This window comes from Streptomyces sp. NPDC050806 (assembly GCF_055586425.1).
The window spans coordinates 224,335-247,482 of sequence record NZ_JBVJIF010000002.1 but is presented as its reverse complement, the minus strand read 5'-3'; the positions used below and the strand labels follow the sequence as shown (position 1 = coordinate 247,482).

The following is a 23,148-nucleotide window of genomic DNA, read 5'->3' as shown; positions in this document are numbered from 1 at the left end:
GACCGTAGGGTGCCCACATGATCCGAGCTGTGGCACTCGACATCGGCGAGACACTTGTGCGTGACGACCGCTACTGGACAGCGTGGGCCGACTGGCTCGACGTTCCCCGGCACACGCTGTCCGCGCTCGTCGGTGCGGTCGTCGCCCAGGGCCGCGACAACGCCGATGCCGTACGACTGCTGCGGCCCGGCATCGACCTGGCCGCCGAGTACCGTGCCCGGGAGGCCGCCGGCCGAGGCGAGCGGCTGGACGAGAGCGATCTGTACGACGATGTCCGCCCGGCGTTGGCGGCACTTCGGGACGCAGGGCTGCACGTCATCGTCGCGGGCAATCAGACGGCGAAGGCCGGCCGGTTGCTGCGGGCCCTCGACCTGCCCGCAGACGTCATTGCCACGTCGGGAGAATGGGGCGTCGCGAAGCCGCAGCCGGGATTCTTCGACCGGATCGCCGAGGCCGCAGGCGCCGCACCGTACGAGATCGTGTACGTCGGTGATCACCCGGCGAACGACGTCGCCCCGGCGGCCGCGGCCGGCCTGCGCACCGCGCACTTGCGACGCGGACCGTGGGGCCATCTGTGGGCCGACAGCCCCGAGTCCGCCGCGGCGGACTGGCGCATCGACAGCTTGCACGACCTCTTGACCATCGTCCGCTGATCCCGGCCCAACGACGCGGGCCCTCCAGGATGTTGCCACGGACACTCGCGTACATGCACCACCTGATACGCGTACCGTTCGGAGTGACTGCACCGAACGGGGGCCGGTATGCCAGCCATCGTCCACCACGGCCTGGGACCGCGCATCGCTTTCCAGCGCCGCCTTGCAGGACTCACGCAAGCCGGACTGGCGACCGCGGCGGGCATCGCACTGGGCACGCTCCGCAAGATTGAACGGGATGAACGCGGGGCCTCGGACAGCGTCCTGCTGTGCATCGCCGACGCGCTCGACATCGACCCGCACAAGCTGCTGCCCGCACGGGACCGGTCCGAGGGCCGCGTCCACCGGGCGATGCCGGCCCTGTCCCGTGTCATCGCGACGTACGACATGCCCGACGACGGCCCCGTCCGGTCGCTGCGCACCCTCCAAGCCGCGGTCCACGAGGCCGTGAGGTGGCGCCTGGCCACCCAGTACGTGCTGATCACCCGGCGCGTGCCCGCCTTGCTCGCCGAGTTGTTCCGCACTCTGCAGAGCGCGCCGGATGCGGAGCGGGCGGAGGTCGCCGAGCTGCTGACCTCCGCGCTTCGAACGGCCGACGCTGTCGCGTTCAAGTACGGCGCCCGCGACCTGTCGGCGCGGCTCGTGGACCTCATGCGATGGGCCGCCGAGCGGGCCGGCAACCCGATGGTCGACGCGGCCGTGGCGTACGTCCGGACCGAGACGTACTTCGCTGCCCACGCGCACGGTGTGGGACTCCGTGTCCTCGAAGCGGCGATCGACACGGCTCCGCACGGTGATGAGCCGGCCGCAGTCGCTGCCCGCGGCGCTCTGCACATGCGGGCCGCCGTGATCGCTGGACGTGCCGGCCTCCCGCACTCCGTCGATTCCCATTTCAGTGCGGCCCGTGCGCTCGGCGACCGCATCAAAGAGGGGGTGTACAACGGGACGGCGTTCGGCCCGGACAGCGTCCGCATCCACGAGGTATCTGTGGCCGTCAGCCGTGGCGGCGACCATGCCTGCGACGCACTGACCGTCGCGCGGGACTGGACGCCGCCCCTCTCCATGCCCGCAGAGCGCCGCAGCGGCTTCTACATCGAGCTGGCCCGTGCGCAACTGTGGTGCGGCCGGCCGGACCATGCATTCGAGTCGCTGAAGACTGCCCGCCGCATCGCACCGCAGCACACGCGCGAGCATCGATGGGTACGTGAAGACGCCGCGACGCTGCGCCGCCTGAAGCGCGCGGACGCCGAGAGCCTGAGCACATTCGCCGAGTGGTGCCACGCCGGCGAATAACCCCGACTACCCCTCGCAGGGGTACTTGTGGCCGCTGCGGCGGAGCAGCATCTCCCTGAACCGAGCCAGGGAGGCCCAAGTGCAACCCGTCACCGAACAATCAGCGGGCTTCGCCGGCCCTTTCCCGGTCGACACGGAAACCATCCGAGAGTCCATTGTCCGAGCCCTGCGCGCGGGCAGCGGTCGTCTCGATCCGGCCGACCTCGCCGACCTTCAGCCCCTGCTGCGCGGCCACATCGTCCTGCTTCTCCCGTCTGCCGGAGCAGCGGTCGACCGACTGTGGCGTGACGACGGCGAGCGGGACACGCAGAAAGCCCGGGTGGACACCATCGGCCGACAGGTGACCGAGTGTGCCGCCACGGGCAGTCCGTTCGCGATGCTCGCACACGTGCAGATCCTCGTTCGCGACTGTCAGTGGCTGTACGCCCTGCATATGGCGGCACAACGGTGACCGGCCGGAAAGCCCGGGAGATCACCTACCTCACCTGCCTGGCGGTGCTCCTGTTTCTGCTCGCCGTCATCCTCACCTCCCACTGATCGGAGAGTCATGCCCCAGTCCGCCCGGTCTCTACTGACTGCACCCCAGTTCGCGGGAGTCCGCTCCACCGTCCTGGACGCCAACCCCGCCATGCCCCTCACCGCGGCCGACCGCATCGTCGAGGAAGGCCTCAAGTTCGTCGTCGCCTGTGCCCGGTATCCCGGAGTTGCTCTCGCCCCGTCACGGGTCGTGGACGAAGGCTGGCACGCCCTGCTCCTGCACTCGGCGCTGTACGCAGAGCTGTGCGGCCGGTTCGGGAACTTCGTGCACCACTACCCCGGGTACGACCCGGCCCACTACGACCCGGCAATCATCGATCGCACCCAGGAGGCGATCCGGAAGATGGATTACGACCCCGACCCGGACCTGTGGAGGCCGCCCACGGACGGACTGCCCGTCTCGGTGGCCGCGCAGTGTCAGCACGCACCGAGCTGCACGATCCGTCCCATGCCGAAGCCGGAATGGCCGTGAGGGAGTGGCGGCCGTGAACGAGGACGAAGCACGCATGGTGCAGCGGTACGCCCGTCTCCAGGGCCTCCCGGGCGAGGCCGCTCCGGCCGACCAGGACGCCCCGGCCGGCGAGTGGCGCCTCTACCTCCACGACGGCGAGGCACGCGTGGACGTGACCGTCGATGTGCTGCGCACGCTGACGGCAGGGCCTCGGCCGGACATGCCCCCATCGACACCCACCCGTGGATTCGTCATGTCGGCCTGCCCCCGGCCCAAGCGCACGAGAAGCTGACAAACAACGGTGTCGTCGGTCGCCCCGCTCTGCTCCCCGTCGGCGCCCCTTGCCTCCATGGAGCGCTCTACCACGCGCCCCCCAGACTGCCCTACGGTCCACTTTCATGGGCGGGCTTGGTGCGTTCCTGAAGAAGCGCTGGGGTGTGGTGATCCTCCTCGTGGGCCTCCTGGCATGGGCCGCGGACGTGATCGGCCCCGGAGTGTTCATCGTGGTGGCCGCGGCGTCTGTTCTCTACTTCCTGCTGTCTGCTCCACTGCGCTGCATAGCCATGGGTCGGCAAGGGAGATGCCGCAACAATGCCCAGGGTCTGTTACGCGGCTGCTGGATCCGCGAACACAAATGGCAAGGCATCAAGGCACTACGTGGAGCCGGTGGCGAGGGGCAAGGACCACGCTCCGCGCTCATGCAGGACCGGCAACAGAGAAGCGCGTCTCTGGGGGGCGCGATGGGAGTGATTTCAACGCTCGTCGCCTGCGCCGACTTCATCTTCAAGTAGTGCCGGAACCTACCGATACAGCGACGGGGTCCTTGGCGCTCCATGGCACAACAGAGTCGAACCTGCGATGTCTGCTTTGTAAGAGCCGGTCTCGGTTCAGCGCCTCACCCCACCCCCCGCGTCAACCCCAGCAGTTGTCGCGCCGGCCCCGAAGGGCGTTGGCCCGTGGGCCATACCGCCCGGAGGTCGCGGCCCAGGCGGATGCCCGGGACCGGGATTTCCACCAGGCGGCGGGCCGCCAGTTCCTCGCCGACGGCGAGTTCGCTGAGGACCGAGGGGCCGGCGCCGCTGACCGCGGCCGCCTTCACGGCGGTCGTGGAGGCCAGTTCGAGGAGCGGGGGCGCGAGGGGGCCGCAGACGGCTAGGGCCGCGTCCAGTACCTGGCGGGTGCCCGAGCCCTGCTCGCGCAGGATCAGCGGTGTACCGGCCAGCTCGCGGCCGGTCAGCGGGGTGCGGCGGCGGGCCCACGGGTGGGACGGCGCGGCGACCACCATCAGCCGGTCGTGGCCGATGACCGCGCCGTCCAGGCCGGACGGAATGTCCAGGCCCTCGACGAAGCCGAGGTCGGCCTCGCCGGAGAGGACCCGCTCCGCGACCGCGGCGGAGTTGCCCGCGAAGAGCGAGACCGCGGTGTCCGGGCGCTGGGTACGCAGCGCGATGAGCCAGCCGGGGAGCAGGTACTCGGCGATCGTCATGCTGGCGGCGACGCGGAGGCGGGAGTCGCGGCGGGAGCGCAGCGCCTGCGCGCCCGCGTCGAACGCCTCGGCCGCCTCCACGATCCGCCGCGCCCAGTCCGTGACCAGCGCACCGGCGTCGGTGAGCCGGGAGCCGCGCGGCGAGCGCTCGACCAGCCCGACGCCCAACTGCCGCTCCATGGCGCGCAGCCGGCTGCTGGCGGCGGGCTGGGTGATGCCCAGCTCCTTGGCGGCGCGGCCCAGGCTGCCGAGCCGGGCCACCGCGAGCAGCAGCTCCAGCGCGCCCAGCTCCGGGACGCGATGCGCCAGCCGGCCGTCGTGCGGCCCCTCGGCCGCCCCCTCCGCCGTGCCGTCCCCGTGCATCCGCTCCGCTTCACCGCTCATAACTCCAGCTTATGTCCTCATAGAGAAATGGCCTCTGGCGGGGTGGGGCCCGCGGCGGAACGCTGGAGGCATGGCTACCCTCGCGCATCCCCGCTCCCGCCCGGCGACCGGTCCCGGCGGCCGCACCCGCGGCTCCGTACGGCACCTCGGCCCCAACTGGTACGCCGCCGTCATGGGCACGGCCATCATCGCCAACGCCGGCGCCGCCCTCCCGGTGCACGCAGGCGTGCTGCGGTCCGCGTACGAAGTCGTCTGGACGCTGTCGGCCGTCCTGCTGGCCGTCCTCCTCGTCGCCCGCGCCGCGCACTGGATCCGCCACAGCGACCAGGCCAGGGCACACCTGCTCGACCCGGCGGTGGCCCCGTTCTACGGCTGCCTGGCGATGGCCCTGCTGGCGGTCGGCGGCGGCACGCTCGCCGTGGGCAGGGACGTGATCGGTCTGTCCGCGGCGGTGGCGGTGGACAGCGTGCTGTGGATCGCGGGGACGGTGACCGGCCTGGCCGCGGCGGCGGCCGTCCCGTACCTGATGGTGACCCGGCACCGCATCGACGCGGGCACCGCCTCCCCCGCCTGGCTGCTGCCGATCGTCGCCCCCATGGTCTCCGCCGCCATCGGCCCGGGGCTGATCCCGCACCTGCCCGCCGGCCAGTGGCGGTCCGCCATGCTGCTGGGCTGTTACGGCATGTTCGGGCTGTCCCTGCTGACCGTGCTGGCCATGCTGCCGCTGGTGCTCTCCCGGCTGATCCACCACGGCCCGCTGCCGCTCGCCGCGACCCCCGCGCTGGTCCTCGTGCTCGGCCCGCTCGGCCAGTCCACGACCGCGGTGAGCAACCTCGCGAACGCCGCGCCCGCCGCCGGTTCCGCGTACCGCGGCGCGATGACCGCGTTCTCCGTGCTGTACGGCGTGCCGGTGATGGGCTTCGCGCTGCTGTGGCTGCTGTTCTCCGCGGCGCTGGTGGCCCGCGCGTTCCGCGGCGGCATGCGCTTCTCGATGACCTGGTGGGCGTTCACCTTCCCCGTCGGTACCTGCGTCACCGGCGCCGCCGGGCTGGCCGGCCACACCGGCCTGGCCCTGTACGACTGGCTCACCGTCGGGCTGTACCTGCTCCTGGTGGCCGGCTGGCTGACGGCCTTCGCGTACACGGCCCGCGGCCTCTTCCGGGGCACGCTTCTCGCGCCGCCCGCCTCCGCGCCGGCCCCCACGCCCGCCTGACGCACGCGGCTGCCCCCGGGCGGCGTACCGGCGGAGGACGCCGGTGCGCCGCCCGTACCGCTACGCGGCCGCTTCCAGCGCCGCCCGCAGCACCCCGGGAGCCTCCGCCAGCGACGGGCCGTACCAGGTCAGATGGCGGCCGCTGACCAGCGCGGCGGGCAGTCCGGGGAAGGCCTCGGGCCCGTCGTCGGCGCTGAAGCGGTACGGCTCGTCGGGCAGCACGACGAGGTCGGCGCCGCGGCCGTTCAGCTCGTCGAGGGGGATCTTCGGATAGCGGTCGGCGTGGTCCGCGTACGCGTTGCGCACGCCCAGCCGGGCCAGCAGGTCGCCCGCGAAGGTGTCCCGGCCGAGCACCATCCACGGCCGCCGCCAGATGGGCACCACGGCGGTCCGGCCCGGGTCGTACGCCGGGACCTCGCGCCAGGCCGCCTCCGCCGCGTCCAGCCAGCCGGGGCGGGCCAGTCCGCAGCCCCGCACGAGGACGCGGTCCAGTTCGCGGAAGGCCTGCGGCAGGTCGCGGACCTCGGTGACCAGCACGTCCAGCCCGGCGGCGCGGAGCGCGGCGAGGTCCGCGTGCCGGTTCTCCTCCTCGTTGGCGATCACCAGGTCGGGGGCGAGCGCCGCGATCCGCGCGGTGTCGGGGTTCTTGGTCCCGCCGACGCGCGGGACGTCGAGGCCGGCGGGGTGGCTGCACCAGTCCGTGACGCCGGCCAGCAGTCCGGGCGCGGTGACGGCGACGGCCTCGGTCAGCGAGGGGACGAGGGAGACCACCTTGCGTACGACGGCGTGAGAGGTCATCGCCCCACCGTAGAGCCCGCGCCGACGCGGACGGGCCCCGCCACCGGAGTGCGGTGGCGGGGCCCGTTCCTGCGAAGGTGACGGCCGGTCAGAACCGGTACGGCGTCACTTCACCGGTGCCATCTCGTCGACGATGCCCGGGTGGGCGTCGACCCACTTCTTGACACCCTCTTCCTCATGGCCGGTGCCCGCCTTGTTGACGGCCTGCTCCAGGCTCGCCAGCTCCTCGGGCTTCATGTGCCAGTTCTTCAGCCAGCCGTTGAACTCGGAGTACTCCTTGGGGAAGCCCTTGTTCGCGATCGTCTTGATCTGGTTGTTGGCGCCCCAGGTGCCCTTCGGGTCCTTCAGCTTGGTCAGGTCGTACTTGTCGTACGCCCAGTGCGGCGACCACAGGACGACCGCGATGGGCTCCTTCTTGGCGTAGGACCGCTCCAGCTCGGCGAGCATGGCGCTGGTACCGGCCTCGGTGACCTTCATGTCCTCCAGGCCGTACGCGGGCAGGACCTTGCTCTTCAGGCGCTTCATCTGGCCGGTGCCCGGCTCGATACCGATGATCTTGCCCTTGAACTCGTCCTTGCGCTTGCCCAGGTCCGCCATGGACTTCACGCCCTTCACATAGGAAGGCACCGCGATTTCCAGGGACGTCTTGTCGTACCACGCACCGAGGTCGACAAGGTCCTTCTTGTACTTCTCCCAGTACTGCTTCTGCGCGACCGGCAGCCAGGCGTCCATCTCCACGTCGACCTGGCCGGTGGACAGCCCGGTCCACATCGGGCCCACATCGAGGTTGCGCATCTTCGGCTTGTAGCCGCGCTGCTCCAGGACGTACTTCCACAGGAAGGAGGTGGCGATGCCCTCGTCCCAGGACGGGTAGCCGATGTTCGGCGCGGCACCGGCGTCCTTGCCCTTGGCGTACGCGCCCGGGGCCGGGGCCAGCTTGTCGGCCATGCCCGGGTTCTTCTTCAGCCAGGCCTTGACGCCGTCCTGCTCGTGTCCCTTGCCGGCGTCCTGGATCTCCGCCTCGAGACCGGTCAGCTGCTCCTCGCTCAGGTGGAACTTCTTCATCCACGAGGCGACCTGCGGCTCGTCCTTGGCGAAGCCCTTGCGGCCGAGGGCGTGGATGCCGTCACCGGAGCCGAAGGAACCCTTGGGGTCCTTGAGCTTGGTCAGCTTGTACTTGCTGTACGCCCAGTGCGGGGACCACAGGGTCACCGCGATCGGCTTCTTGGCCTTGATCGACCGGTCCAGCTCGGCCAGCATCGAGGAGGTGCTGGACTGCTGGAGCTTGTACTCGTCCAGGCCGTAGTCCTTGAGGACCTCGTCCTTGACGATCTTCATCTCGCCGGCGCCCGGCTCGATGCCGGTGATCTTGCCGCCGAACTCCTTGCCCTTGCCCTTGAGGTCGTCGAGCGTCTTCACGCCCTTGACGTAGGACGGTACGGCGATCTCCAGCGAGGTCTTGTCGTACCAGGCGCCGTAGTCCTCCAGCTTGTTCTTGTACTTCTTCCAGTACGAGGCGTGGGTGACCGGCAGCCAGGAGTTGGTCTGCACGTCGATGTCGCCCTGGGCCTGGCCCGTGTAGAGCGCGCCGGCCTCCAGGGCCTGCGCCTTGGGCTTGAAGCCGCGCTGCTCCAGCAGTTCCTTCCACAGGTACGTGGTGGCCTTGCCCTCGTCCCAGTTGACGTAGCCCAGGTTGATCGAACGGCCGCCGCCGATGCCGGCCGCCGCGTCGTCGCCCTTGCCGCCGAAGGCGTTCATGCCGCCCGCGGCCAGCGCGAGCACGACCACGCCGACCATCGCGAGCGAGGTCGCCGGGCGCCACTGCAGGAACTTCCAGCCGCCGAGCGCGGCCTGCGCCTTGGCCAGCGCGCGCCGGCCGAGCGGCGAGACCCGCTGGTTCAGGGCGCCGGTCATCCGGTCCAGGTACATGGCGAGGATGACCACCGCGAGGCCGGCCTCGGTGCCCAGGCCCACGTCGACGGAGCTGATCGCGTCGTAGACGGAGGAGCCCAGACCGCCGCCGCCGACCATGCCGGCGATGACGACCATGGACAGCGCCAGCATGATGACCTGGTTGATACCGGCCATGATCGTGGGCAGCGCGAGCGGGATCTGCACGCGGAAGAGCGTGCGGCGCGGGTGGGTGCCGAAGGCGTCGGCCGCCTCCACCAGCTCCGCGTCGACCTGCCGGATGCCCAGCTCGGTCATGCGGACGGCGGGCGGCATGGCGAAGACGATGGTCGCCACGATGCCGGGGACCACGCCGAGGCCGAAGAAGAGGATGCCCGGGATGAGGTAGACCATCGCCGGCATCGTCTGCATCAGGTCCAGGACCGGGCGCACCGCACCGCTGACCGCGCGGTTGCGGGCGGCCCAGATGCCCAGCGGCACCGAGATGACGACGATGACCAGGCAGGCCACCAGCACCAGGGAGAGACTCTCCATGGTGGCGCCCCACTGTTCGATCGAGTCGATCAGTGCGAAGCCGAGGAAGGTCAGTACGGCGGCGAGGAAGCCGCGCAGCCACCAGGCGAGCACCGCGAGGATGCCCGCGAGGATCAGGGGCTCGGGCGCGGCGAGCACCATGTGGAAGAAGCCGTACACCGTGTTGAGCACGCTGGTGATGGCGTCGAAGAGCCAGGCGACGTTCGACCGCAGCCAGTCGACGGCGGCGTCGGCCCAGGAGCCGATCTCGATCCTAGGCACCGGCGATCACCTTGCTCTCGCCGGCGGACGTGTCGTCCCCGGCCTTCTCGGCCGCGGGGGCGTCCGCCGGCTCCTCGTCCTCGGGCTTCGCGTCCTCCGGCGCGTCTGCGGGTGCCTGCTGGGCAGGCACTCCGGCGGCGGGGGCGGTGTCCGCCTCGGCCTCGCCGAGCACGGCCAGCAGCCGCTGCGTGGGCACGGCGCCGACGAGCTCTCCGGCGGCGTCGACGACGGCCACCGGGACCGTGCTGGCCGAGCAGGGCGCGAACAGGTCGACGAGCGGGGTGTCCTCGGTGACCGTGGCGGGCGCCGCGGCACGGAACCGCTCGGCGGTGGATATCTCCTCGCCGTCGCCGTCCTTGCCGCCCAGCACCGACGCCACGTCCGTCATGATCGCGCCGGCGGTGAGCACGCGGGTGCGGTCGACGTCCTGGATGAAGGAGGCGACGTAGTCGTTGGAGGGCCGGACGAGGATGTCCTCGGCGGTGCCGTTCTGGACGACCCGGCCGTCGCGCATGACGGCGATCCGGTCGCCGAGCCGCATGGCCTCGTTCAGGTCGTGGGTGATGAAGACGATGGTCTTCTTCAGCGTCTTCTGCAGCTCCAGCAGCTGGTCCTGCATGTCGCGGCGGATCAGCGGGTCCAGCGCGCTGAAGGACTCGTCCATCAGCAGCAGGTCCGCGTCCGTGGCCAGCGCGCGGGCCAGGCCCACACGCTGCTGCATTCCGCCGGACAGCTCGTCGGGCCAGGACTTCTCCCAGCCCTTCAGGCCCGCGAGCTCCAGCGCCTCAAGGGCGCGCTTCCGCCGCTCGGCCTTCGCCACGCCCTGGACCTCCAGGCCGTAGGCGGCGTTCTCCAGCACGCTGCGGTGCGGGAAGAGCGCGAAGTGCTGGAAGACCATGGAGATCTTCTGCGAACGGACCCGGCGCAGCTCTTTCGGGCTGAGCGTGGTCAGGTCCTGGCCGTCGAACCGCACACTGCCCGCAGTCGGCTCCAGCAGCCCGTTCAGCATGCGCAGCAGCGTGGACTTGCCGGAACCCGACAGACCCATGACGACGAAGATCTGGCCTTCGTCCACGGTGAACGACGCGTCGATCACCGCTGCCGTCGTACCCTCGGCGCGCAGCTCGTCGCGGGTTGCCCCGCCTTCGAGTTTCCGCACGGCGTCATCGGGTCGTCTGCCGAACACTTTGTACAGGTGCTCGGCTTGCAGCCTGGACACATACACCTCTCGAGTTGAACCAAGGTACGGCCCGTCCCAGCCATGGGTGATCCCCAGGCCGAAAGGCTGGGGAGGGGCCGTGGAGCAGCACGGCTTCGGGCCGCCCGCACCGGAAAGAAAAAGTTGAATCCCTTACCGGTTCCGCTCCGGATGCGCGCCTGCCCCCCTCTATTCACACCAAACACATCAGTGACACGGCTCACAAAGGTCACAGGTTTGACACGGCGTCACTTGCGACCCGGACACGCCCGCTCGCGACCCATACGCGACTCACGGTGACGGAGCCGCACGTCAGGGGTTGTCAGTGGGGTGCGGCATCATCGGCGTGTGACTCGACGCCTGATGCTCCTCGACACCGCCTCGCTGTACTTCCGCGCCTACTTCGGCATGCCGGACTCGGTCCGCGCCCCCGACGGCACGCCCGTCAACGCCGTCCGGGGCCTGCTGGACTTCATCGCCCGCCTCCTCCAGGACCACCACCCCGACGACCTGGTGGCCTGCATGGACGCCGACTGGCGCCCCCAGTGGCGGGTGGACCTGATCCCGACGTACAAGGCGCACCGCGTCGCCGAGGAGGCCCCCGAGGGCTCCGCCGAGCCCGACGCCGAGGAGATCCCCGACACGCTCTCGCCGCAGGTCCCGGTGATCGAGGCCGTACTGGACGCGCTGGGCATCGCCCGCGTCGGGGCCGCGGGGTACGAAGCGGACGACATCATCGGCACCCTCGCGACCCGGGCCGCCGGACCGGTCGACATCGTCACCGGCGACCGGGACCTCTACCAGCTCGTCGACGACTCCCGCGGCGTCCGCGTGCTCTACCCCCTCAAGGGCGTCGGCACCCTCCAGCTCACCGACGAGGCATGGCTCCGCGAGAAGTACGGCGTGGACGGCCCGGGCTACGCCGACCTGGCGACGCTGCGCGGCGACCCCAGCGACGGCCTGCCGGGCGTGCCGGGCATCGGCGAGAAGACCGCGGCGAAGCTGCTGGCGTCCTTCGGGGACCTGGCCGGAATCATGGCCGCGGTCGACGACCCGGCGGCGAAGCTCACGCCCACGCAGCGCAAGCGGCTGACCGAGGCCCGCCCGTACATCGAGGTCGCCCCCGAGGTCGTCCGCGTCGCCAGGGACGTGGCGCTGCCCGACTTCGACCCGGCGGTGCCGAGGGAGCCGGCCGATCCGGCCACGCTGGAGGAGCTGGCCGACCGATGGGGGCTGGGCGGTTCGCTCCAGCGCGTCCTCGGCGTACTCTCATGATGTGCTGTTAGGTTAGGTGTACCTAACTTATTCTCAGAACGTCCAGGGGGCCCACCGTGGCAGCAGACCGTCCCGCCGAACGTCCCGCCCGAAAGAAGGCCGTCACCCACCGCGCCCGAGTGGTGCACACCGAACGCCTCAGCCCGCACATGATGCGCGTCGTGCTGGGCGGCGCGGAGCTGGCGGGGTTCACCGCCGGGGAGTACTCGGACCACTACGTCAAGCTGCTCTTCCCGGTGCCGGGCGTGACCTACCCGGAGCCGTTCGACATGGCGCAGATCCGGGCGGACTTCCCGCGCGACCAGTGGCCCCGCACCCGGACGTACACGGTGCGCGCCTGGGACCCGCAGACCCTGGAGATGACCATCGACTTCGTCGTCCACGGCGACGAGGGCCTGGCCGGGCCGTGGGCACAGCAGGCCGAGGCGGGCGAGGAGATCCGCCTTCTCGGCCCCGGCGGCGCGTACGTGCCCGAGGCCTCGGCCGACTGGCACCTGCTGGCCGGCGACGAGAGCGCGCTGCCGGCCATCGCCGCCTCGCTCGCCCGGATGCCGGAGGACGCGGTGGTGCGCGCCTTCATCGAGGTGCCGGACGCCCGCGAGGAGCAGAAGCTGCGGGCCCCGGCCGGCGCGGAGATCGTCTGGCTGCACCGCGACGACGAGCCGGTCGGCGAGCAGCTCGTGGCGGCCGTCCGCGGGACGGAGTGGCTGCCCGGGCGCGTCCAGGCGTTCGTGCACGGCGAGGCGGGCTTCGTGAAGGAGCTGCGCCGGCTGCTGCGCGTCGAGCGCGAGGTACCGCGCGCCGACCTCTCCATCTCCGGCTACTGGCGCCGCGGCCACGACGAGGACGGCTGGCAGGCCTCCAAGAAGGAGTGGAACGAAGCGGTCGAGGCCGAGCAGGAGAAGCCGGCAGCGGCCTCCTGACCCCCAGGGCGGCGGACAGCCCGCCGCCCCGCATCCGCACTGGGCGCCCGCCCGCCGGCGGGCGCCCTTGCCGTACCCGCCCTCCGGCGCACGCACCTCGGCACGGCACGGGCGGCCTCCGGGCCGCGTCGGGCGGCCTCTCCCCCGTCAAGTGGCCTACTCGCCGTAGACACGGGCCGAGGCGTCCGTGTGCGCCAGCCGCCGCATGGCCGAGAGCACGGCGTCACCGATGACGGTGCCCACGACCACGCCCTCGATCAGCCGCTCGACCTCCGCGACGCCACCGACGTAGGCCAGGTCCGCCGACGCTATCCGCTCACAGGCGTCCGCGTAGACGTCGAGCATCTCCTCGAACCGGCCGTGCCCCAGGCTCCGCAGCGTGGCCAGCGCGGCGGCCAGCGCCTCGCCCGCCGGATGGTCGGCCGCCGCCTTCCATCCCCGCCGTTCGATCAGCGCGGCCACGGCCTCCCGCGCCCCTGCCAGCTCCTCGGACTCCGCGCCCGGCGGCGGTGTCAGGCTGTTGTGCGCCGCACCGAGCACCTTGTGCACCGGCCGGTCCGTGTCCTCCACCGCGGCCAGCACCTCGCGCACGGCCGAGACGGACAGTCCGCCGATCTCGATCAGCCCGCGGACCAGCCGCAGCCGCCGCTCGTGCGTCTCGTCGTAGTCCGCCTGGTTCGGGCTGGTCAGGCGGCCTGCCGGGAGCAGCCCTTCCCTGACGTAGAACTTGATCGTCGGTACCGCCACCCCGGTCCGCCGGCTCAACTCGCCGATGCGCACGCGCCGTTCACTTCCCTTCAGGTCTTGCCGAATCGCCCCCTCATCATAGATAGTCCCACTATCGGATAGCAGCAAGTGCCACTATCCATTCTCGCGACATGACGATGACGGGGGTCACTCATGCCCGCTCCACTCCTGCCCGCACTGCGTCCGGCAGCCTCACCGCACCCGCCACTGACCTGGTTCTCGCTGGCCATGGTTGCCCTGGCCGCCGTCTCGGCGATCGGGCTCGTGGTCGACGACCGGGTGCTGGTCGGCTCGCCGATCTGGTTCAAACCGCTGAAGTTCTCGCTCTCGTTCGCCCTCTACGGGCTGACGCTCGCCTGGATGCTCGGGCGGCGGCCGGCACGGACCCGCACCGGCCGGTGGGCCGGCACGGTCATCGTCGTCACCGGCACCATCGAGATGGCCGTCATCATCGGCCAGACGGTCCGCGGCCGGCGCAGCCACTTCAACACCGCCACCCCGCTGGACGCGGCGCTCTTCCAGATCATGGGCGCGACCGTCGTCGTCCTGTGGCTCGCCACCCTGGTGATCGCCGCGCTCCAGTTCCGCGGCGGCGCGGACACCGACCGCGCCGCCGCCCGGGCCGTCCGGCTCGGCGCGCTGATCGCGCTGGCCGGCCTGGCGCTCGGCGGACTGATGACCATGCCCACGCCCGACCAGCAGGCCACCGCCGCGCAGGGCCTGCGGGACGCCCTCGGCGCGCACAGCGTCGGCGTGCCGGACGGCGGCCCCGCCATGCCGCTGACCGGCTGGAGCACCACCGGCGGCGACCTGCGCATACCGCACTTCGTCGGCATGCACGCACTGCAGGCCCTGCCCCTCTTCCTGCTCGCCCTCGACACCCTCGGCCGCCGAATACCCCGGCTGCGGGCCGAACGGGTACGACTGCGGCTCGTCCTGACCGCCGCGGGCCTGCACACCGGGCTGCTGGCCCTGGTGACCTGGCAGGCCCTGCGCGGCCAGCCGCTCCTCCGCCCGGACGCACCGACGCTGGGCGCCCTCGCCGCCCTGCTCGCGGCGACCGCCCTCGGCACGTACACCGCGCTGCGCGCCCCCGCCCGCCCGTACGACGACACCACCGGCACCCCGGCCCGTTCCCAGGAGCTCACCGCATGACGGACTTCCTCTTCGACCTCGCCTTCTGGCTCGCGGCGCCCTTCTGGGCCCTGCTGATCCTCGCGCCCGGCCGGCGGTGGACCGACCGCATCGCCGCATCGCCGCTGCCGGTGGTGCCGGTCCTCGCGGTCCACCTCGCGCTGGCCGTACCGGTCCTCCCCCGGCTCTGGAGCGCGGTGTCGAACCCCGAACTGGGCTCGTTCCAGGAGCTGATGACGGTGGACGGCGGTGCGGCGGCGGTCTGGGCGCAGGTCATCGCCTGGGACCTCTTCCTCGGCCAGTGGATGTACCGCGAGGCCCGCCGCCTGGGCATCCACCCGCTCGTCATGGGCCCGCTGCTGCTCCTGACCGTCCTGCTCTCCCCGTTCGGCGTGCTGCTGTTCCTCGCCCTGCGGGCGGCACGGAGCCGTGCGCCGCGGCCCCGTACCGCGGGGACGGCGCCGGCGGCGTCCGCGGCGGCGGGAGCGTAGCGCGTACGGCAGCGGGCACCGGCGCGGCGGGGAACCGATGCGCCGGTGCCCGCGCCCTCGCGGCCCAGGTCCCTCCATCGGATGGTGGACTGCCGTTCCGCCCTCCCGGGTGTCGCGCGCGGCGTACCGTATGGCGCCCCGGCTGTCGGCACATGGGACGGGTGACATGGCGGTTGAGTTCCGGCGGCGCAGTGCCCACCTCCCGGTCGAGCTGACCGGCTTCGTCGGCCGTACGGAAGAACTCGCCCAGGTGCGCGGGATGCTGGCCGAGGCCCGCCTGATCACGCTCATGGGGCCGGGCGGCGTCGGCAAGACGCGGCTCGCACTGCGCGCGGCCGCCGCCGTCCGGGAGGACTTCACCGACGGCCTCTGCGTGGCCGAGCTGACCGCGCTGCGCGACCCCGAACTGCTGCCCAACGCCCTCTGCACCCTGCTCGGCGTCCCGCCGCAGTCCACCGCCGAACCGCTGGACGCCCTCGTCGACCACCTCCAGGACCGGCAGCTGCTGCTGATCATGGACACCTGCGAGCACCTGGTCGACGCCTGCGCGATGCTCGCGGACATCGTGCTCGGCGCGGCCCCCGGAGTGACCGTCCTCGCCACCAGCCGCCAGCCCCTCGACGTACCGGGCGAGCACGTCTTCCCGGTGCCGCCGCTGCGCCTCGGCACGGCCGTCGAACTCTTCGCGCAGCGCGCCGCTACCGTCACCCCGGGCTTCGCCCTCACGGACCGGACCCGCCCCGACGTCGAGACGCTCTGCCGCCGCCTGGACGGCATCCCGCTGGCGATCGAACTGGCGACGGTCCGGCTGCGGGCGGTGGGGCTCAAGCAGCTGGTGGACCTGCTGGAGGAGCGGTTCCGGGTCCTGACCGGCGGTCGGCGCACCGCACTTGCCCGCCACCAGACGCTCCGCACGGCCATCGGCTGGAGCCATGAGCTGTGCACGGACGCCGAACGGCTGCTGTGGGCACGGCTGTCGGTCTTCGCCGGCTCCTTCGACCTGGCCGGCGTACGGGCGGTGTGCGGCGGCGGCGCGCTCGCCGCCCACCAGGTGGTCGAGACGCTCATCGGGCTCGTCGACAAGTCCGTCGTCATCCGCCTGGACGGCCCCGAGGGCGAGGAGGTCCGCTACCGCCTCCTCGACACCATCCGCGAGTACGGGGCCGACTGGCTCGCCGGCCTCGGCGCCGACGAGGCGACCGGCTGCCGGGAGCGGCACCTGACGCACTACCGGACGCTGGCACAGCGCTTCGAGGACCACTGGTGCAGCAGCGAACAGGTGGAGCTGTTCCGGACGGTGGACCGCGAGCGCGCCAACGTACGGGCCGCCCTCGAACACGCCTGCCTCCGGACCGGCAACGCACGGGAGGCGCTGGCCTTCGCGATCTCCCTCGGGCACTACTGGGGCTTCGGGTCGTACTTCCGGGAGGGGCGCCGTTGGCTGTCGCGGTGCCTGGAGCAGGTGCCCGAGCCGGTCCCGGAACGCGCGGACGCACTGCGGCTGCTGTGCTGGTACGCCGTCCGCCAGGGCGACCGGGAAGCGGCGCGCGCGGCGGCCCGGGGTTGCCGCACCGTCGCCGAACGGCTCGGCGACGAGCGGCTGCTGGCCCTCGCCGTCCAGCACACGGGAATGCAGAGCCTCCTCCACGGCGATGGCCCCGCCGCCTTCCCCGCCTTCGAGGAAGCCCGCGCACGCCTCCAGCGCCTCGGCGACGGCCCCGGTCTGACGAAGGCGCTGATGGACCACGGCATCGCGCACGCCATCGCCGGCGACCCGCACAAGGCGCTGGCACTCGCCGCCGAGGCCCAGGACCTCCTCGCCGAGCACCCCGGCGAAAGCTGGGTCCGCGGCTACGTGTTCATCGCACAGGGCCTCGCGCACTGGCGCGCCGGGGACATCACGGCTGCCTCTCCCGCGGTGCGGGCCGGGATCCGGCAGAAGTACCGGATGGCCGACAAGGACGGGGTGGCCGCCTGCCTGGCCATCCTGGGCTGGCTCGCCGTCGGGCAGGGCCGCCACGGCCGCGCGGCCTGGCTCGGAGGCGCGGCCGAGCAGCTCGGGGAGGACCTCCCCGCCGTCCTGATGGGCGTGCCGACCCTCGTCGACGCCTACGTCCGCGCGCGGGCCGAGGCCGCCGCGGCACTGGGGGAAGCGCGCTTCGAGCGGCTGCGGCGGCTCGGCACCGAACTGTCCGTCCAGGAGGCGGTCGACCTCGCCGAGGCGGACGCCGACGTCCCCGGCACGGTCGTGCCCGCGCACGACGAACGACAGGCGAGCAACGGCCTGACACGACGCGAGCGGGAGGTCGCCGAGCTGGTCGGACAGGGCCTGTCCAACCGGGAGATCGCCGAGCGCCTGGTGATCTCCAAGCGCACCGCCGACGCCCACGTCGAACACATCCTGGGCAAACTCGGCTGCTCCTCCCGCACGGAAATCGCCCCCACCCTGGCGGACGGACAACCGTGAACGGGGCCCGGCGCCCGGGTGCGCCGGGCGCGCCCGCCATGCGGCAAGGAGGCAGGCTGAGCTACCGCGCTCGTTGTCACCCGTCCCCCCGCACCACGCCGCCACGCTCGTCGTCGCCGACGCGCGACACCGCGGTGCCGAGGGAGACCGGCCTCAGCCCACCGACGAGTACGCGACCACGCCGCGCAGCACCCCGTCCACCGCCTTGCGGGCGGCCCGGGTGACCGTGCTGCCCTCCGGCGCGGCGGCCGCGATCTGGCCGAGGACGTCGATCAGCTGCTTGCACCAGCGGACGAAGTCGCCGGCCGGCATCTCCGCCTCGCGGAGCACCTCGTCGAGGCCGATGCCGGACGCCCACTGGTACGCCGCCCACGCGAAGCCGAGGTCCGGCTCGCGCTGGCCGACGCCCTCCGCCTGGTTGATCCGGTGATCCTCCTCCAGGGCGTCCAGCCGCCCCCAGATCCGGACCATCTCGCCCAGCGCGGCCCGCGCCTTCCCCGACGGCAGCTTCGGCGCGACCGCGTCGTCCGCCTGCCGCGCCTCGTAGACCAGCGCCGACGCGCACGCAGCCAGCTCCTGGGGCGACAGGCCCTCCCAGACACCGTCCCGCAGGCACTCGCTCGCCAGCAGATCCAGCTCGCCGTAGAGCCGCGCCAGCCGCCGGCCCTCGTCCGTGACCGTGTCGCCCTGCAGATAGTCCAGCTCGGTCAGCAGCGCGCAGATCCGGTCGAAGGTACGCGCGATGGTGTTCGTACGGCCCTCGATACGGCGCTCCAGCTGCCGCGTGTCCCGCCGCAGCCGGTGGTACCGCTCCGCCCACCGCGCGTGGTCCTCGCGCTCGTCGCAGCCGTGGCACGGATGCGCGCGAAGCGCGGCGCGCAGGCGCCCGATCTCCTTGTCGTCGGCGGCCTGCGACCGCTTCTTGCGGTGCCGCTCCGGCGGAATGTGCCCGGCCTTGGTCCGCAGCGCGGAGGCCAGATCCCGGCGCGACTGCGGGTTGCGCGCGTTGAACGACTTGGGGATGCGCATCCGGTCCAGCGGCTGCACCGGCACCGGGAAGTCCATCGACGCCAGCCGCTTGACCTGCCGCTCCGCGGTGAGCACCAGCGGCCGCGGACCGTCCTCGGCGTGGTACCCGCGGTGCCCGTTGGTCCGCCCGGACGGCATGCCCGGGTCGAGCACCAGCGCCAGTCCGGCGAACTTCCCCGTCGGCACGTGGATCACATCGCCCGGCTTGAGCTTCTCCAGCGCCGCGGCCGCGGCGGCGCGACGCTGCGCCGCACCCTGCTTGGCCAGCTCCGTCTCACGGTCCTTCAGGTCCCGGCGGAGCCGCGAGTACTCCTCGAAGTCGCCGAGGTGACAGGTCATCGCCTCGCGATAACCCTCCAGCCCCTCTTCGTTCTTCTGCACCTGCCGCGAGATCCCGACGACCGACTTGTCGGCCTGGAACTGCGCGAAGGACATCTCCAGCAGCTCGCGCGAACGGTGCCGGCCGAACTGCGAGACGAGGTTCACCGCCATGTTGTACGACGGCTTGAAGGAGGAGCGCAGCGGGTACGTACGGGTGCCCGCCAGGCCCGCGACGGCGGCCGGGTCCATGCCGCGCTGCCACAGCACCACCGCGTGGCCCTCGACGTCGATGCCGCGGCGCCCGGCCCGGCCGGTGAGCTGGGTGTACTCGCCGGGGGTGATGTCGGCGTGCTGCTCGCCGTTCCACTTGACGAGCTTCTCCAGGACCACGGAGCGGGCCGGCATGTTGATGCCCAGCGCCAGGGTCTCGGTCGCGAAGACCGCCTTGACCAGGCCCTTCACGAACAGCTCCTCGACCACCTCCTTGAAGGTGGGCAGCATGCCGGCGTGGTGCGCCGCGATGCCGCGCTCCAGGCCCTCCAGCCACTCGAAGTAGCCGAGGACATGCAGGTCCTCGTCGGGGATGCCGGCCGTACGGGCCTCGACGATCTTGCGGACCTTCTGCCGCGCCGCCTGGTCGTTCAGCCGCAGGCCCGAGTACAGGCACTGCTGCACCGCCGACTCGCAGCCGGCCCGGCTGAAGATGAACGTGATCGCGGGGAGCAGGCCCTCGTTGTCCAGCCGGTCGATCACCTCCGCGCGGCTGGGCGTCCAGATGCGGCTGCGCTGGCGGCGGTCCCGCTCGCGGTCCGCCTCCCGGAGGTTGTTCCGGCCCCGGCGCTTGTCCCGGCCGAAGGTGGGGCGGCTGTTCTCCATCCGCGCGAGCCGCACCAGGTCGGGGTTGACCTCGCGCTTGCCGCGGCCGGGCTCGCCGCCCTCCTTCTCCTCGAAGAGATCGTGCATCCGGCGGCCGGCGAGGACGTGCTGCCACAGCGGCACGGGCCGGTGCTCGGAGACGATCACCTCGGTGTCGCCTCGTACGGTGTCCAGCCAGTCGCCGAACTCCTCGGCGTTGGACACCGTCGCCGACAGCGACACCAGCGTCACGGACTCGGGCAGGTGGATGATCACCTCTTCCCAGACGGCGCCGCGGAAGCGGTCGGAGAGGTAGTGCACCTCGTCCATGACCACGTAGCCGAGGCCGTTCAGCGCCTGGGAGCCCGCGTACAGCATGTTCCGCAGGACCTCGGTGGTCATCACGATCACCGGGGCGTCGCCGTTGACGCTGTTGTCGCCGGTCAGCAGGCCGACCTTCTCGGCGCCGTACCGCTTGACCAGGTCCTGGTACTTCTGGTTCGAGAGAGCCTTGATGGGGGTGGTGTAGAAACACTTGCGGCCCTGCTCCAGGGCCAGGTGGACGGCGAACTCGCCGACGATCGTCTTGCCGGATCCGGTGGGAGCGGCGACCAGCACACCCTTGCCGGCCTCAAGGGCCTCGCACGCCTCGATCTGGAACGCGTCCAGCGCGAAGTCGTACATCTCCTTGAAAGGGAAGAGTGCGGTGGCCTGCTCGGCCGCGCGAATACGCGCGGCGGCATAGCGCTCAGCAGGGGACATGTCCTCGGTCATCGTGTCTACGAGACTACCGGCCACCTCTGACAGTCACGCGATCTTTATGCCACGCGATCCTCCGCACCCCGCAAACGCGGCGAGGGCCGGCCCCACCCCGGGAACCGGCCCTCGCACACCCCGTAACGGGGCGGACGCGTTACGTGATGTCGTCCATGTCGTTCCGGCGCCGCTCCAGCTCGTGCCCGTTCACGGACTGCTCCGGAAGGGCCCGCGGTGCGTCGACCGCCTCGATCCCGCCGATGCTCTCGGGGGTGAGGTCCAGCTCGGAGGCCTCGTCGTCGGCGGGCCCCGCGGCGACCGCGCGGGCCCTGCGGCGGTCGTTCACGAGCGAGATGCCGACGGCCGCGAAGTACAGGATGGCGATGGGGGCCGCCAGCAGGATCATCGACACCGGGTCGACGCTGGGCGTGGCGACCGCGGCGAAGACCGTGATGCCCATGATCATTCCGCGCCACCAGCCGAGCATGCGCTTACCGGTGAGCACGCCGCCCATGTTCAGCAGGACCAGGAGCAGCGGCAGCTCGAAGGAGAGGCCGAAGACGACGATCATCCGCGTGACGAGATCGAGCAGCTTCTCCAGCGTCACGAGGTTGTCGACGCCCGGCGGGGTGAACTCGATGAGCACCTTGGCCGTGGTCGGCAGGACGTTGTACGCGAAGTAGCCGCCGGCCAGGAAGAGCGGGAAGCCGGCGCCGACGAAGCTCAGCGCGTACTTCTTCTCGCTACGGTGCAGACCGGGCGCGAGGAACGCCCAGAGCTGGTAGAGCCAGACCGGCGAGGAGAGGATCATGCCCGCCATCAGGGACACCTTCAGCGCGAAGGTGAAGGGTCCGAGCAGGTCCATCATCACGATGCGGGCGCAGGTCTCGCCGCCCTGCTTCTGCGCCAGCTCCGAGAAGGACAGGCCGCACCCGACCGTCTGCAGCACCGGCTTGGTGATGACGTTGATGATGTCCTGGTAGAAGAACGCCGCGACGACGCTCGCGATCACGATCGCCAGCACGGCCTTCGCGAGCCGGTTGCGGAGCTCGCGCAGGTGTTCCGCGAGGGGCATCCGTCCCTCGGGGTCCTTGTTCTTCTTTTCTTTGTCGGGGGCAGACTTGAGCAACCCACGTCCTCATCTCGTGCGGCGGGCGGCGGTACCGGGCCGCCGCCCCGGTCGACCCTGGATCAGCGCTTGGTGGTGCTGTCGGTCGGCTCGGCGACCGGGCGGGAGCTGTTCACGTCACCGGGCGAGGCCTGGATCGTCTTCGGCGTCTCGCCCTGCGCGTCGTTCGGCGGGTCGGACGGCGCGGACTGCGACTGCGAACCCTCGGACTTCATCGCCTTCGCCTCGCTCTTGAGGATGCGCGCCGACTTGCCGAGGGAGCGGGCCATCTCGGGGAGCTTCTTGGCTCCGAACAGAAGGATGACGACGACGAGAATGAGGATGATCTCGGGAGCGCCGATCTTTCCAGTGAACATAAGTGTTTACCTTCTCACCGAGGCGGCTGGGGTGGGGCTGCCCGACTGGTCGGACAAGCGTCCGTTTCGCCGTGCTGCCAGCGATCGTAACGCGCGGGGGTTAACCGGCGGCAATCCCCGTGCATACTCCCGATTGCGGGCCGCGCCTCGCTCGTCGACCCGCATCCAGCAGCGTACCGCCCGTGGGCGGACGATTTTCAGACCGTCTCCTGCCGGGTTCCGGCCATTGCCCCGGCGTTGCCGGCGAGCGGCCCGGCGGCCCGCTCCAGGTCCTGCGCGGCCTGCTGGATCCGGCGCGAGGCGTGGTCCACCTGCCGGGCGAGCCTGCGTACCTCGACGAAGACGCGGACCGCGAGCACACCGAGGACGGCGAGGCCGAGGAAGCCGAGGGCGATGGCGATCATGGGCCAGAGCATGGGGCGAGCCTACCGGCGCCTACGGGGCGAATCGAACGAGACCGTGCCCCCACCGGGGGATTACCCGGACAGCCGCGGAATTACCCGGGCCCCTGCGGGATTACCCGGACCGACCGCGCCGGAACCGCTCGCGGGCCCGGTCCCTGCCCTGTGCCCCGTGTCCCGCCCCGGTGCCCCGGTTCCCGGCCCGGCGCCCCGTGTCCCGGCCGCCCGTACTCCGTCAACCCGTGTGCAGCCGCAGTGTCCGTGTCACCCCGTGTGCAGCCGCAGCGTCCGTACGCCGCCGCCGGTCAGGAGTTCCACGATGCGTTCGCCGGCCGGCTTGCGTACGGCGGAGCCGCAGTCGGGGCAGGTGAAGGAGTAGAAGGTGGTGCGGCGGCTGCCGCCTATCGCCAGCCGCAGCGCGTCCGAGGCCAGCTCGAAGCGGCCCCGGCAGTCCGGGCAGGCGGCCTTGAAGACCACAGGCGCGGCGGGTGTCGGCACCGTCGTCATCGCACTCACAGCTCCCTGCTGTTCCTCGACTGTCCCGT

At 71.6% G+C, this 23,148-nt stretch carries 22 protein-coding genes; 12 read left to right on the top strand and 10 right to left on the bottom strand.

Features of this window, described 5'->3' with window-relative positions; genetic code table 11:
• The first annotated feature begins 17 nt into the window (after positions 1–17).
• From ACZ6WH_RS06540 to ACZ6WH_RS06515, 6 genes are all read left to right on the top strand, one after another.
• Positions 18–653: an HAD family hydrolase gene (locus ACZ6WH_RS06540; protein ID WP_469726525.1), complete on the top strand. Its 636-nt coding sequence runs from the start codon at positions 18–20 to the stop codon at positions 651–653.
• Between the two features lie 108 nt (positions 654–761).
• Entirely contained in the window at positions 762–1,946 is a 1,185-nt protein-coding gene (locus ACZ6WH_RS06535; protein WP_469726524.1) for a helix-turn-helix domain-containing protein, read from the top strand.
• A 79-nt stretch (positions 1,947–2,025) separates the two neighbouring features.
• A complete protein-coding gene (locus ACZ6WH_RS06530) occupies positions 2,026–2,397 on the top strand; it encodes a DUF6415 family natural product biosynthesis protein (RefSeq protein WP_469726523.1) in 372 nt (123 codons plus the stop codon).
• A 96-nt stretch (positions 2,398–2,493) separates the two neighbouring features.
• Positions 2,494–2,955, top strand: coding sequence for a glycine-rich domain-containing protein (locus ACZ6WH_RS06525; RefSeq protein ID WP_469726521.1), 462 nt, complete (start codon positions 2,494–2,496; stop codon positions 2,953–2,955).
• A gap of 13 nt (positions 2,956–2,968) precedes the next feature.
• Positions 2,969–3,226, top strand: a complete 258-nt coding sequence (locus ACZ6WH_RS06520) for a hypothetical protein (RefSeq protein WP_469726519.1) — start codon at positions 2,969–2,971, stop codon at positions 3,224–3,226.
• Between the two features lie 106 nt (positions 3,227–3,332).
• Positions 3,333–3,725: a hypothetical protein gene (locus ACZ6WH_RS06515; protein WP_469726517.1), complete on the top strand. Its 393-nt coding sequence runs from the start codon at positions 3,333–3,335 to the stop codon at positions 3,723–3,725.
• Positions 3,726–3,829: 104 nt separating this feature from the next.
• Here ACZ6WH_RS06515 and ACZ6WH_RS06510 read toward each other — a convergent pair whose 3' ends face one another.
• Positions 3,830–4,783, bottom strand: coding sequence for a LysR family transcriptional regulator (locus ACZ6WH_RS06510; protein ID WP_469727197.1), 954 nt, complete (start codon positions 4,781–4,783; stop codon positions 3,830–3,832).
• 91 nt (positions 4,784–4,874) lie between these two features.
• Between ACZ6WH_RS06510 and ACZ6WH_RS06505 the strand changes: the two genes are divergently transcribed.
• Positions 4,875–6,017 carry a TDT family transporter gene (locus ACZ6WH_RS06505; protein WP_469726516.1) on the top strand — a complete coding sequence of 381 codons (1,143 nt, stop codon included), beginning with the start codon at positions 4,875–4,877 and terminating at the stop codon, positions 6,015–6,017.
• 60 nt (positions 6,018–6,077) lie between these two features.
• Here the strand turns inward: ACZ6WH_RS06505 and ACZ6WH_RS06500 are convergent, their stop codons facing one another.
• The 3 genes from ACZ6WH_RS06500 to ACZ6WH_RS06490 form a co-directional block, all read right to left on the bottom strand.
• Positions 6,078–6,815, bottom strand: a complete 738-nt coding sequence (locus tag ACZ6WH_RS06500) for a helical backbone metal receptor (protein ID WP_469726514.1) — start codon at positions 6,813–6,815, stop codon at positions 6,078–6,080.
• Positions 6,816–6,920: 105 nt separating this feature from the next.
• Positions 6,921–9,521 (bottom strand): ABC transporter permease/substrate binding protein, encoded by a 2,601-nt coding sequence (locus ACZ6WH_RS06495; protein WP_469726513.1) that lies wholly within the window; start codon positions 9,519–9,521, stop codon positions 6,921–6,923.
• Positions 9,514–10,740 carry a quaternary amine ABC transporter ATP-binding protein gene (locus ACZ6WH_RS06490; protein WP_469726511.1) on the bottom strand — a complete coding sequence of 409 codons (1,227 nt, stop codon included), beginning with the start codon at positions 10,738–10,740 and terminating at the stop codon, positions 9,514–9,516. Before ACZ6WH_RS06490 ends, ACZ6WH_RS06495 begins: the two co-directional genes overlap by 8 nt.
• Before the next feature lie 342 nt (positions 10,741–11,082).
• On the opposite strand from ACZ6WH_RS06490, the gene ACZ6WH_RS06485 reads away from it, so the two are divergent.
• Positions 11,083–11,994, top strand: coding sequence for a 5'-3' exonuclease (locus tag ACZ6WH_RS06485; protein ID WP_469727195.1), 912 nt, complete (start codon positions 11,083–11,085; stop codon positions 11,992–11,994).
• 56 nt (positions 11,995–12,050) lie between these two features.
• The gene (locus ACZ6WH_RS06480) at positions 12,051–12,917 is read left to right on the top strand and encodes a siderophore-interacting protein (protein ID WP_469726510.1); all 867 of its coding nucleotides are present in this window, start codon (positions 12,051–12,053) and stop codon (positions 12,915–12,917) included.
• A 156-nt stretch (positions 12,918–13,073) separates the two neighbouring features.
• On the opposite strand, the gene ACZ6WH_RS06475 is transcribed toward ACZ6WH_RS06480, so the two are convergent.
• Positions 13,074–13,697 carry a MerR family transcriptional regulator gene (locus ACZ6WH_RS06475; protein ID WP_469726509.1) on the bottom strand — a complete coding sequence of 208 codons (624 nt, stop codon included), beginning with the start codon at positions 13,695–13,697 and terminating at the stop codon, positions 13,074–13,076.
• 195 nt (positions 13,698–13,892) lie between these two features.
• Here ACZ6WH_RS06475 and ACZ6WH_RS06470 point away from each other — a divergent pair, with 195 nt between their 5' ends.
• From ACZ6WH_RS06470 to ACZ6WH_RS06460, 3 genes are all read left to right on the top strand, one after another.
• Positions 13,893–14,819, top strand: a complete 927-nt coding sequence (locus ACZ6WH_RS06470; RefSeq protein WP_469727194.1) for a hypothetical protein — start codon at positions 13,893–13,895, stop codon at positions 14,817–14,819.
• Complete coding sequence (locus ACZ6WH_RS06465; protein ID WP_469726507.1) at positions 14,816–15,289, top strand: ABA4-like family protein; 474 nt, start codon at positions 14,816–14,818, stop codon at positions 15,287–15,289. The genes ACZ6WH_RS06470 and ACZ6WH_RS06465 overlap by 4 nt, the downstream gene beginning before the upstream one ends.
• Before the next feature lie 166 nt (positions 15,290–15,455).
• Entirely contained in the window at positions 15,456–17,756 is a 2,301-nt protein-coding gene (locus tag ACZ6WH_RS06460) for an ATP-binding protein (protein WP_469726506.1), read from the top strand.
• A gap of 153 nt (positions 17,757–17,909) precedes the next feature.
• Here ACZ6WH_RS06460 and ACZ6WH_RS06455 read toward each other — a convergent pair whose 3' ends face one another.
• The 5 genes from ACZ6WH_RS06455 to ACZ6WH_RS06435 form a co-directional block, all read right to left on the bottom strand.
• Positions 17,910–20,735 (bottom strand): DEAD/DEAH box helicase, encoded by a 2,826-nt coding sequence (locus ACZ6WH_RS06455; protein ID WP_469726504.1) that lies wholly within the window; start codon positions 20,733–20,735, stop codon positions 17,910–17,912.
• Between the two features lie 139 nt (positions 20,736–20,874).
• A complete protein-coding gene (tatC, locus tag ACZ6WH_RS06450; RefSeq protein WP_432852111.1) occupies positions 20,875–21,846 on the bottom strand; it encodes a twin-arginine translocase subunit TatC in 972 nt (323 codons plus the stop codon).
• Positions 21,847–21,908: 62 nt separating this feature from the next.
• Positions 21,909–22,202: a Sec-independent protein translocase subunit TatA gene (gene tatA, locus ACZ6WH_RS06445; protein WP_031062580.1), complete on the bottom strand. Its 294-nt coding sequence runs from the start codon at positions 22,200–22,202 to the stop codon at positions 21,909–21,911.
• Between the two features lie 197 nt (positions 22,203–22,399).
• Positions 22,400–22,618, bottom strand: a complete 219-nt coding sequence (locus ACZ6WH_RS06440; RefSeq protein WP_432852114.1) for a hypothetical protein — start codon at positions 22,616–22,618, stop codon at positions 22,400–22,402.
• Between the two features lie 249 nt (positions 22,619–22,867).
• Positions 22,868–23,110, bottom strand: a complete 243-nt coding sequence (locus tag ACZ6WH_RS06435) for a hypothetical protein (RefSeq protein ID WP_052867442.1) — start codon at positions 23,108–23,110, stop codon at positions 22,868–22,870.
• Positions 23,111–23,148 lie beyond the last annotated feature (38 nt).

Excerpts from the sequence above, each read along its gene's own strand:
- ACZ6WH_RS06440 (WP_432852114.1), bottom strand. The coding sequence starts at position 22,618 with ATGCTCTGGCCCATGATCGCCATCGCCCTCGGCTTCCTCGGCCTCGCC.
- ACZ6WH_RS06435 (WP_052867442.1), bottom strand. The coding sequence starts at position 23,110 with ATGACGACGGTGCCGACACCCGCCGCGCCTGTGGTCTTCAAGGCCGCC.
- ACZ6WH_RS06505 (WP_469726516.1), top strand. The coding sequence starts at position 4,875 with ATGGCTACCCTCGCGCATCCCCGCTCCCGCCCGGCGACCGGTCCCGGC.
- ACZ6WH_RS06525 (WP_469726521.1), top strand. The coding sequence starts at position 2,494 with ATGCCCCAGTCCGCCCGGTCTCTACTGACTGCACCCCAGTTCGCGGGA.
- ACZ6WH_RS06535 (WP_469726524.1), top strand. The coding sequence starts at position 762 with ATGCCAGCCATCGTCCACCACGGCCTGGGACCGCGCATCGCTTTCCAG.
- tatA (WP_031062580.1), bottom strand. The coding sequence starts at position 22,202 with ATGTTCACTGGAAAGATCGGCGCTCCCGAGATCATCCTCATTCTCGTC.
- ACZ6WH_RS06455 (WP_469726504.1), bottom strand. The coding sequence starts at position 20,735 with ATGACCGAGGACATGTCCCCTGCTGAGCGCTATGCCGCCGCGCGTATT.
- ACZ6WH_RS06540 (WP_469726525.1), top strand. The coding sequence starts at position 18 with ATGATCCGAGCTGTGGCACTCGACATCGGCGAGACACTTGTGCGTGAC.
- ACZ6WH_RS06515 (WP_469726517.1), top strand. The coding sequence starts at position 3,333 with ATGGGCGGGCTTGGTGCGTTCCTGAAGAAGCGCTGGGGTGTGGTGATC.
- ACZ6WH_RS06510 (WP_469727197.1), bottom strand. The coding sequence starts at position 4,783 with ATGCACGGGGACGGCACGGCGGAGGGGGCGGCCGAGGGGCCGCACGAC.
- ACZ6WH_RS06460 (WP_469726506.1), top strand. The coding sequence starts at position 15,456 with ATGGCGGTTGAGTTCCGGCGGCGCAGTGCCCACCTCCCGGTCGAGCTG.
- ACZ6WH_RS06465 (WP_469726507.1), top strand. The coding sequence starts at position 14,816 with ATGACGGACTTCCTCTTCGACCTCGCCTTCTGGCTCGCGGCGCCCTTC.
- ACZ6WH_RS06500 (WP_469726514.1), bottom strand. The coding sequence starts at position 6,815 with ATGACCTCTCACGCCGTCGTACGCAAGGTGGTCTCCCTCGTCCCCTCG.
- ACZ6WH_RS06485 (WP_469727195.1), top strand. The coding sequence starts at position 11,083 with ATGCTCCTCGACACCGCCTCGCTGTACTTCCGCGCCTACTTCGGCATG.
- ACZ6WH_RS06470 (WP_469727194.1), top strand. The coding sequence starts at position 13,893 with ATGGTTGCCCTGGCCGCCGTCTCGGCGATCGGGCTCGTGGTCGACGAC.